The sequence below is a fragment of the Dolichospermum circinale AWQC131C genome, from assembly GCF_000426905.1.
GTDB lineage: Bacteria > Cyanobacteriota > Cyanobacteriia > Cyanobacteriales > Nostocaceae > Dolichospermum > Dolichospermum circinale.
In genome coordinates, this window is sequence record NZ_KE384595.1 from 1 (window position 1) to 9,810 (window position 9,810).

Consider the following 9,810-nt stretch of genomic DNA (forward strand, 5'->3'; position numbering starts at 1 on the left):
AGATGAAATCATCCGTGATTATTGTGTATCTTAATGTCTCATTCTTAAGTTAAATGACTATAGATGATCAGGTTGTAACCTCCGCAAACCAATCAGTTGATAATTTTGAATATAAAAACAAGCATCTGGTTCAATTCCTGCTGTACCTTGTTTTTTGAAAGTTGTTGAACCAAAAGGTTGATATTTAATCCCTTTAGCTTTCAACAATATTTTAACAATATCAGAAATTAGATCTTTGGAAATTTCATGCTCAGGTAAAGGGAGCATAATTTCTAAATTACCTTGATTATAGGCAATTCGTGAAGCTCTTTTTTCTCCCAGTTCTTGTAAAATCGCCTCAAATTCTTCCCAGCTAACATCTGGAATATTAACTGTACTACCAGGTGTTAATTGTATCTGACTTACGGCTTTGAAAACAGGAATAGCTACACTCATAGCATTTATTATTATTATTGATTAATTAAGTTTAACAAAATTAGGGTGGGAATTACCCACCACAAATAATTAAACTTGAATTACACCGTAAACTTAGCGGTAATTCGCTTCATAGCTTCTTCGACATTTTCCCGACTATTAAAGGCCGAAATACGGAAATAACCCTCACCCGCAGCACCGAAACCAGAACCGGGAGTTCCCACCACATTCACAGTTTCTAATAACTTATCAAAAAATTCCCAACTAGATAAACCATGGGGAGTTTTCACCCATACATAAGGAGCATTGACTCCACCATAAACACTTAAACCTGCGTTTGTGAGTTCTTGACGAATGATTTTAGCATTGTCTAAATAGAAGTTTACTAAAGCTTTAATTTGTGCTTGTCCTGCTTCTGAATAAACCGCTTCTGCACCTCTTTGAATAATATAAGAAACGCCATTAAATTTAGTAGACTGACGACGATTCCAAAGTTTCCAAAGTTCAACATTAGAACCATCAGCAGCTTTAGCGGTGAGGGTTTTGGGAACAACAGTTAAAGCGCAACGAGTCCCAGTAAAACCGGCATTTTTAGAGAAAGAACGAAATTCAATTGCACAATCTCTAGCGCCTTCTATTTCAAAAATAGAATGAGGTAAACTAGGATCTTTAATAAATGCTTCATAAGCAGCATCAAAAAAGATAATTGAACCGTTAGCTTTGGCATAATTTACCCATGCTTGCAAATGTTCTTTCGTAGCAGTTGCACCTGTGGGATTATTAGGAAAGCAAAGATAAATTAAATCAACTTTTTGGCTAGGAATTTCCGCCGTAAAATTATTTTCAGCAGTAACGGGTAAATAAACTAAACCACCATATTCGCCTTTTTCGTTCGCATCTCCCGTATTACCTGCCATGACGTTAGTATCTACGTAAACGGGGTATACTGGGTCAGTAACGGCGATAACGTTATTTTTGCCAAAAATATCTAAAATGTTGCCAGAATCGCATTTAGAACCGTCGGAAATAAAGATTTCATCCGCTTCTATGGCTGCTCCTCTGGCTTGAAAGTCGTGGGTGGCGATTTTCTCCCTGAGCCAATTATAACCTTGTTCTGGTCCATATCCTTTAAAAGATGAGCGATCGCCCATATCTTCTACAGCTTTAATCATGGCTGTGCGACAGGCTTCTGGTAGGGGTTCAGTGACATCACCAATCCCTAACCGAATGATTTTAGCATCTGGGTTAGCCTGTGCAAAGGCATTGACCCGTCGCGCAATTTCAGGAAACAGATAACCAGCTTTGAGTTTTAGGTAGTTGTCGTTAATTGTAGCCATGGTACATTATCAGCAAAAAGACAATGATACACTATCTTAGTTGGGGGACGAGAATGAAAAGCTCCCTAAATTCTTAAAGTAGTCAAGGATCTGAAACTTTAAGTTATTGTCTAGAAAATATGAGTCTAATTAATGAAGCTGATAAACAACGAATTATCTAACAGGTATTAGAAACTAAAAAATGGGGTGTCAAAAAACTAGATACCAGAATTATTTAGCCATTCTGGTATCTGAACCATGGCAGATTTTCACAAGTTAGACATGATTACCATATTTTCAGAAACGAAAAATAATTTATATAGCAAAAAATTGATGCCAAATTGTTTATTTTGGGCAAAATTTTTAGCTTTCTGACTAGCTTGCTTCAATCTGTAAATTATACTCATGGGGTCTTGCCTTTGCAGCTACTAGGAATTTTCAACACTTGATTTATGTCTAATTTATTTTCCCGCTTTTGTAATTCGGGGTTAACTGCAACTATTAATTGCCAATCAGTAGGTTTATTACACAATCTTTCAGCAATACCACTGAGAGTATCTCCTGATTTTACATTATAAGTGGCTAGTATTGGCGGCTGCTTGCGAGTAGTAGTAATTATCTGTGGAATGGGTGTAGGACTATTAGTAACTTTAGGAACACGATGGGGGGTAGTCGCAGTATACAAAGCTGTTTGCAGGGAGAAAAAACTACCCCCAGCACCGATAGTAACACCTATCACCAACATTAAAATGGCGATTTCTCTTGTCCAGGATTTTGGTTGCTGGGGCAATTCCTCCAAGGAGCGAATTAGAGAAATATCCGTATGACAACTAGGACATATATGACCATCAATTCCTTGATACCCGCAAACAGGACAGTCAATTTTGGTTTTGGTGTTCATGGTGTAAGTTCCGTAATCATGCTATTTCTGGGCAATTTTTGATTTACCCATGCTGCACATCTGATTATAATTCAGACCATCGGCACTGCCATAACTTTTCTGTCATGCTTAATGCTTAATATCTAAATCTTGATCATGAAGCGGACAAACTATAGTAAGTAATTATATTTTCTTATATTTTCCTTTAATACTTATTAAAGTATGCTTTATTAGATATTTATTGACTTCAACCAGAGATGATCTGTTTCATAATTGTGGTTGATCACTTGCGTCTATTTTTCCCCCATAGCTAGAATTTACCTGCGTAAACTAAGTCTAAAATAAAACTGGTAATTATTCAAAGAGCGATCGCCTGGTAAAACCCCAATTTAGTTTTATCCTGGAATAGTGGACTTAAAAAACTTCAGCTTTCCAGATAGATGAGGTTATAATCAGCATTTCTGGCGACTGATAGCGACATTCAAACCACAAACTCCGTAACCTCAAGGATGGAAACGCTTGCAAAGCGTGCCATCAATAGTTACACTTTTTAAAATATTCTCATTTTTGTTTAGGGATTGCTCAAACATTCCCATAACAAGTTCTTGACAAAAGAATCAAGTTATGGTAGTCCGTCAGCATTGCCAAAATCAAAATCAGCAATAAAAAACTCAGAGATTCCTAATGATTGGCGATTTCCGTCATTTTAGAACCTTAGTCACAAAATTGCTTTGTCAACATAACTATCCAGGAGGCTTGTAGTTAATGGGACTACCTTGGTATCGAGTACATACAGTCGTTCTGAACGATCCAGGTCGGCTGATTTCTGTACACTTAATGCACACAGCTTTAGTAGCTGGTTGGGCAGGTTCAATGGCACTGTACGAACTAGCCATTTATAACCCCAGTGATCCAGTTCTTAACCCCATGTGGCGGCAAGGGATGTTCGTACTTCCCTTCATGGCACGTTTAGGCGTGACCGAATCTTGGGGCGGTTGGAGTGTAACTGGTGGCACAGCAGTAGACCCCGGTTTCTGGTCATTTGAAGGCGTTGCTGCGGCTCACATCGTTCTCTCTGGTTTATTATTTTTGGCTGCTGTGTGGCACTGGGTTTTCTGGGATTTGGAACTCTTTAGAGATCCTCGCACAGGTGAACCTGCCCTAGACTTGCCAAAAATGTTTGGTATTCACCTGTTCTTATCCGGTTTACTTTGTTTTGGTTTTGGTGCTTTCCACCAAACTGGACTCTTTGGTCCTGGAATGTGGGTGTCTGATGCTTACGGACTCACTGGCAGTATTCAGCCAGTAGCGCCAGAATGGGGTCCGGCTGGGTTTAACCCCTTTAACCCCGGTGGCGTTGTTGCTCACCACATTGCAGCGGGTGTAGTTGGTATTATTGCAGGTTTATTCCACCTCACAGTTAGACCCCCCGAAAGGCTCTACAAAGCCCTACGGATGGGTAATATTGAAACCGTACTTTCTAGCAGTATCGCGGCGGTATTCTTCGCTGCTTTCGTCGTCGCTGGAACTATGTGGTACGGTAACGCTACTACCCCCATCGAACTGTTTGGACCTACCCGCTATCAGTGGGATCAAGGCTACTTCCGTCAAGAAATTCAGCGTCGTGTGCAAACCAGTGTGGCAGAAGGCGCTACTTTGACCGAAGCTTGGGCGAAAATTCCTGAAAAATTGGCATTCTACGATTACGTTGGTAATAGCCCCGCTAAAGGTGGTCTATTCCGTACAGGCGCAATGGTGAAGGGTGATGGTATTGCCCAATCTTGGCAAGGTCACGCTGTGTTCACCGATGCCGAAGGCCGGGAATTAACAGTTCGTCGTTTACCTAACTTCTTTGAAACTTTCCCCGTAATTTTGACCGATAAAGATGGTGTTGTTCGTGCTGACATCCCCTTCCGTCGGGCAGAATCTAAATACAGCTTTGAACAAACTGGCGTGACTGTCAGCTTCTACGGTGGTAATTTGAATGGTCAAACCTTCACAGACCCCGCTGATGTCAAGAAGTACGCCCGGAAAGCTCAAGGCGGAGAAATCTTTGAATTTGACAGAGAAACTTTGAACTCTGACGGTGTATTCCGTACTTCTCCCAGAGGTTGGTTTACTTTCGGTCATGCTGTATTCGCTTTATTATTCTTCTTTGGTCACTTATGGCACGGTTCACGGACTATCTACCGTGATGTATTTGCCGGTGTGGAAATTGAAGAAGAACAAGTTGAATGGGGTCTGTTCCAGAAAGTGGGCGACAAGTCAACTCGTGTCCGTAACGAAGCTTAAAACTTGGATGAGCTATGAAGTGGAAAATATCTACTTCATGCTTTTTCCCTGGCTTAGTCAACTAAAATTACTGGCTCAACAGGCAGGATCTGAAAAATATGGAAAGTGTTGCTTACATCTTGATTTTAACCCTCGCCATCGGTGTTCTCTTTTTTGCGATCGCCTTCCGCGAACCCCCTCGGTTTGAGAAGAAAGATAAGTAGTTAGTTATTCCCGATTTATAAGGGAATATATGCTAATAATATCCGTTGTTACTGATCATAGTAGCAACGGATATTTTCATCAGTAGTTATTTGTCCGTTGTCCGTTGTCCGTTGTCCGTTGTCAGTGGTTAGTTGTTAGTGGTTATTCTTGCCTTTTCCCTCTTGCCTTTTCCCTCTTCCCTAAATATGATATAATCCTATATCTGGAAGTTGATATGTGTTAAGATTAGCTATTCTAAGCTAGGATAAGACAGAAATGTAAGTGCAGACGGTTCTACGACTGCTCACTTATACACTCAATTTATGACAAAACCTTTACGGAGACTAGAACCAGGAACACATTAGCATGGTCAATCAGAATTTAACCGCTACAGAAATTGGATTTACTCTCGAAGATTTCGCTGCTCTACTTGATAAATACGACTATCACTTCAGCCCTGGTGATGTCGTAGCGGGTACAGTTTTCAGTATAGAGCCGCGCGGCGCTCTGATTGACATAGGTGCGAAAACCGCAGCATATATACCCATACAAGAAATGTCTATTAACCGGGTAGATGCCCCGGAAGAAGTCTTACAATCAAACGAAACGCGGGAATTTTTCATCCTTACCGATGAAAATGAAGATGGTCAGCTCACCCTTTCAATTCGTCGGATTGAGTATATGCGTGCTTGGGAACGGGTACGACAGTTACAAGCAGAAGATGCTACTGTCCGTTCTGGCGTTTTCGCAACCAACCGTGGTGGTGCATTAGTGCGAATTGAAGGACTGCGCGGCTTTATCCCCGGTTCTCATATTAGCACTCGCAAACCCAAGGAAGATTTGGTAGGGGAAGAACTACCTTTGAAATTCCTAGAAGTAGATGAAGAGCGTAACCGCTTAGTTCTCTCCCATCGTCGGGCGCTAGTTGAGCGCAAGATGAACCGTTTAGAAGTTGGCGAAGTAGTCATTGGTACTGTTCGCGGTATCAAACCTTATGGTGCTTTCATTGATATTGGTGGTGTAAGCGGACTACTACATATTTCTGAGATTTCCCAGGAGCATATTGACACTCCCCATAGCGTATTCAATGTCAATGATGAAGTTAAAGTCATGATCATTGACTTGGATGCAGAAAGAGGACGGATTTCACTGTCTACTAAACAGTTGGAACCCGAACCTGGTGACATGATCAAAAACCGTGATTTGGTTTATGACAAGGCTGAAGAAATGGCAGCTAAGTATCGGGAACAACTGCTTGCTAAACAGCAAGGTATTACCACACCTGCGGAAGCAGCACCCTTGGAAGCCGGATATGAAGAAGTTGCAGTTGTCGAAGCTGTGGCTGAGGAAGAAATTCCCCCAGCGACTGAAGAATAATAGATTTATAGTTATAAGTAATTATAACTGAGATCGTTGTATGATCAAGAGGGGACACCCCCTTTTTTTTTACCTTGAATATGACTAGGGTGAGATATTTTGGTAACTATTAAATGTCAAAACACGGCGTTTTCCCGTATTGAAGCAATTTTATTTGATAAAAACGGCACTTTAGAAGATTCTGAATCATATTTAAGAACACTAGGACAAAAAGCAGCGAGGATGATAGACGCGCAAATTCCTGGTATTGGTGAACCATTGTTAATGGCTTTTGGTATTAACGGTGATTTCTTAGATCCAGCGGGTTTAATATCGGTAGCGAGTCGTCGAGAAACAGAAATTGCAGCAGCGGCCTATATTGCAGAAACCGGGAGAGGATGGTTTGAGTCTTTAAAAATTGCCCGTCAAGCCATAGATGAGGCTGACCAGTATGTTAGTAAAACTCCTTCACCTTTATTTGTGGGGAGTTTGGAGGTATTAAAGTCTTTGTCAGTAGCGGGATTAAAATTGGGTATTCTGTCAGCAGCAACCACTGAAGAGGTACGGACATTTGTAAGAACTCATCAGTTAAGTAATTATTTACAGCTAGAAAAGGGTGTTGATGAGGGTCCTAGTAAACCAGATCCAATACTGTTTTTAGAAGCTTGTCAGGCTTTGGGGGTAGCACCAGAGGCGACTTTAATGATAGGTGATTCTGTGGGTGATATGCAAATGGCGCATGATGCTAAAGCTGCTGGCTGTATTGGTATTACTTGGATTGGTAAAGCAGATCATGTTCAAGGTGCAGATGTGGTAATTAATCAACTTGATCAAATTCAGGTGATTCTGGATGAAGAGGATCTGTGAAAAGTTTTCGGCGAATATATATAATACATAGTACCTCTCTTCCCTATCTCCGCCGCCAGACTTTTATGGTTACACAATGCAAGCTATCACAAATCCTATTTAATCTCTGGTTTGTCAGGATTTATCAGCTTTTGGTTAAGTCTATCACCAAAAATTTTATCATAGTTGGAGGCCACAGCTAAAAATGCTCCCGCTAAAATATATATGGGCAAAGGTATAGAAAAAGCTCGCAACCACTTAAAAAACTCTGCCCCAGCAAACAGTACAAAAAAGCACAGCAGCCAAACTCTCATGATTTTATCCATTCCATAGGAGGTTATCTTGTTACTAATTTTAAATGAGGCATAAATCAATTAAAAATTAAAAATAACAGAAAACTCATCAATTTTAAATCTCAAATTTAGCTAAGATTGTTTAGGTGTTAAGTAGGTGAACGGAAAAAAACCGACATAAGTAACGAAAAGTAAAGTTGCCCAAAATCTGTTCCCAGTTAAGAGTTCCCTGTTCCCTTGTCATAACGACAATTTTTAACGCCAACCTACTTATTATGATTTATGCAAATGATTGAAGTTGAGCATCTTAGTAAAACTTATGGTTCAACAACAGCAATTACTGATGTTACTTTTAGCGTTGAACCAGGGGAAATTTTAGGGTTTTTAGGTCCAAACGGTGCCGGTAAAACCACAACTATGCGAATTTTAGCCGGTTATTTACCTGCCAGCAGTGGGACAGCGAAAATTGACGGTTATGATGTCCATGATCATTCTTTGCTTGTGCGTCAGCGCATTGGCTACTTACCAGAGACACCGCCCTTATATCCAGAAATGACGGTGGAAGGATTTTTACACTTTGTAGCCAGGATTAAAGGAGTTTCTGCGGGCGATCGCTCAACAAAAGTTACAGCAGCCATAAACAGATGTAACCTAGAAGAAAAGCGCCAAGTCATTATTCGTAAACTGTCGAAAGGTTATCGGCAAAGGGTTGGTATTGCCCAAGCGATCGTTCATGATCCTCCAGCTATTATTCTTGATGAACCTACAGTGGGACTTGATCCCCGGCAAATTGCAGAAGTACGCAACTTAATTAAAAGTTTAGCAGGAACACACACTATTATTCTCTCTACACATATTCTCCCAGAAGTGAGTATGACCTGTAGCCGAGTTGCCATTATTAATCGCGGACAAATAGTGACAACTAATACCCCAGAAAATTTAATGACACAATTAACAGGTGGGGCAGGATATGAATTAGAAATTACAGGAGAAGCACCTTTAGCCAAACAAATGTTACAAAATATATCTGGCGTGAGTTTAGTAGAATCAATGCCTACCCATCAACATTTGCTAGAAGATCATACGTATTTACGGGTAATATTACAGCCAGGAGAAGAACCAGGAAAAGAAATTGCTAGTGCTTTAATTCGGGCTGGCTTTGGTTTATATGAAATGCGCCGTATTAGTGCAACACTAGAAGATGTTTTCTTAGAATTAACCACAACAGAAAAGAATTTACCCACAAATATAAACTCAGAAATCGAAGAAGGAGAAGCTGCATAAATGGGTATAGTCATCGCCAATATTATTGCTATTTATCGTCGAGAACTACAGAGTTATTTTGTTTCTCCATTGGCCTATGGCATAGCTAGTGCATTTTGGTTTTTAGCGGGTTTATTTTTCGTCATGATTTTATTAGGACCCGATGGAATTTTAGTCACAGTTTCTGCCTATGATTTACAAGGGCAACAATTTGCGCCAAAAATAGATGTTCCCTACGAATTTAGTAGAGCATTTTTAGATAGAATGGGATGGTTAATGTTATTTATCTTGCCTATTTTGTCCATGGGACTCTACGCCGAAGAACGCAAACGAGGAACTTTAGAACTATTAGCCACATCACCAGTTACCAACTGGGCTGTAGCCGTAGGTAAATTATTAGGAGTATTAACATTTTTATTGACAATGATTTTACCTTTAATGGGATTTGAAGCGATCGCTTTATCCAATTCCACTCCTCCCATATCACCCACAATTCCCTTACTGGGTCACTTAGGACTACTCTTACTAGCAGCAGCAATTTTATCATTAGGAATGTTTATTTCCTCATTAACAGATAGTACAATTTTATCGGCAGTCCTGACCTTTGCCATAGTTATTTTGCTGTTATTTGTTGATTTAATTGCCAAAACCATTCCCGGTCAAATTGGTGAAGCAGTTAGTCATTTATCCCTCCTCAAACATTACAATACTCTGATTCAAGGAATTTTCGATACTAGCGGCTTGATTTTATTTGCCAGTTACATTATCTTAGGTATTTTTCTCACAGCCCAATCAATTGATGCACTTCGCTTTCAACGTCAGTAATTGTCAGTTGTCCGTTGTTAGTTGTCCGTTGTCCGTTGTCCGTTGTCCGTTGTCGGTAGGAAAAATCTTCTCCTCTGCACCCCTGTTCCCTGTTCCCTGTTCCCTGTTCCCTGTTCCCTGTTCCCTGTTCCCTGTTCCCTGT

10 protein-coding genes are annotated in these 9,810 nt (G+C 40.4%); 6 read left to right on the top strand and 4 right to left on the bottom strand.

What is annotated here, in order from left to right:
• Nucleotides 1-57: 57 nt before the first annotated feature.
• The 3 genes from ACIR131C_RS21890 to ACIR131C_RS0104520 all read right to left on the bottom strand — a co-directional run bounded on the left by ACIR131C_RS21890 (nt 58) and on the right by ACIR131C_RS0104520 (nt 2,631).
• Nucleotides 58-435: a Uma2 family endonuclease gene (locus tag ACIR131C_RS21890; RefSeq protein ID WP_081677157.1), complete on the bottom strand. Its 378-nt coding sequence runs from the start codon at nt 433-435 to the stop codon at nt 58-60.
• Between the two features lie 80 nt (nt 436-515).
• Nucleotides 516-1,751 carry an LL-diaminopimelate aminotransferase gene (locus tag ACIR131C_RS0104510; protein ID WP_028089237.1) on the bottom strand — a complete coding sequence of 412 codons (1,236 nt, stop codon included), beginning with the start codon at nt 1,749-1,751 and terminating at the stop codon, nt 516-518.
• Nucleotides 1,752-2,133: 382 nt separating this feature from the next.
• Complete coding sequence (locus ACIR131C_RS0104520) at nt 2,134-2,631, bottom strand: LysM peptidoglycan-binding domain-containing protein (RefSeq protein ID WP_028089238.1); 498 nt, start codon at nt 2,629-2,631, stop codon at nt 2,134-2,136.
• 744 nt (nt 2,632-3,375) lie between these two features.
• On the opposite strand from ACIR131C_RS0104520, the gene psbB reads away from it, so the two are divergent.
• From psbB to ACIR131C_RS0104535, 4 genes are all read left to right on the top strand, one after another.
• Nucleotides 3,376-4,902, top strand: a complete 1,527-nt coding sequence (gene psbB / locus ACIR131C_RS0104525; RefSeq protein ID WP_028084883.1) for a photosystem II chlorophyll-binding protein CP47 — start codon at nt 3,376-3,378, stop codon at nt 4,900-4,902.
• Nucleotides 4,903-5,000: 98 nt separating this feature from the next.
• A complete protein-coding gene (locus ACIR131C_RS24285) occupies nt 5,001-5,105 on the top strand; it encodes a photosystem II reaction center protein T (protein WP_071604841.1) in 105 nt (34 codons plus the stop codon).
• Between the two features lie 346 nt (nt 5,106-5,451).
• Complete coding sequence (locus ACIR131C_RS0104530) at nt 5,452-6,462, top strand: 30S ribosomal protein S1 (protein ID WP_028089239.1); 1,011 nt, start codon at nt 5,452-5,454, stop codon at nt 6,460-6,462.
• Between the two features lie 99 nt (nt 6,463-6,561).
• Nucleotides 6,562-7,308 (top strand): HAD family hydrolase, encoded by a 747-nt coding sequence (locus ACIR131C_RS0104535; protein WP_028089240.1) that lies wholly within the window; start codon nt 6,562-6,564, stop codon nt 7,306-7,308.
• 95 nt (nt 7,309-7,403) lie between these two features.
• Here the strand turns inward: ACIR131C_RS0104535 and ACIR131C_RS21895 are convergent, their stop codons facing one another.
• Nucleotides 7,404-7,601 (bottom strand): hypothetical protein, encoded by a 198-nt coding sequence (locus tag ACIR131C_RS21895; RefSeq protein ID WP_035367373.1) that lies wholly within the window; start codon nt 7,599-7,601, stop codon nt 7,404-7,406.
• Between the two features lie 267 nt (nt 7,602-7,868).
• Between ACIR131C_RS21895 and ACIR131C_RS0104545 the strand changes: the two genes are divergently transcribed.
• On the top strand, nt 7,869-8,864 hold the full coding sequence (locus ACIR131C_RS0104545; RefSeq protein WP_028089241.1) for an ABC transporter ATP-binding protein: 996 nt from the start codon (nt 7,869-7,871) through the stop codon (nt 8,862-8,864).
• The gene (locus tag ACIR131C_RS0104550) at nt 8,865-9,668 is read left to right on the top strand and encodes an ABC transporter permease (RefSeq protein WP_028089242.1); all 804 of its coding nucleotides are present in this window, start codon (nt 8,865-8,867) and stop codon (nt 9,666-9,668) included.
• The last annotated feature ends 142 nt before the right edge of the window (nt 9,669-9,810 follow it).